This window comes from Oleiphilus sp. HI0132, from assembly GCF_001635845.1.
Window position 1 is genome coordinate 1 of record NZ_LWGJ01000753.1, and the last position, 237, is coordinate 237.

At 51.1% G+C, this 237-nt stretch carries 1 protein-coding gene; it reads left to right on the forward strand.

Annotation, left to right across the window (positions count from 1 at the left end):
* A partial coding sequence (locus tag A3766_RS08915) for a chloride channel protein (protein ID WP_197479459.1) occupies positions 1-237 on the forward strand: 237 nt, incomplete at both ends.

Consider the following 237-nt stretch of genomic DNA (forward strand, 5'->3'; position numbering starts at 1 on the left):
AACCAAACGCTTTTGGGCGAGTTTGGTTTGCTTCTACTGTGCTGCATCGCCGTGGTAAAAATTGTGGTAACGGGCATTAGCATTGGCTTGGGGATGCCAAGTGGACTTGTGGGCCCAATTCTCTTTATTGGTGCAACCGTTGGCGGCGTATTTGGCCTAATCGCTGAATGGATTATGCCTGAAACCGCCTCCTCAGCTGGCTTCTACGCTATGTTGGGTATGGGTGCGATGATGGGT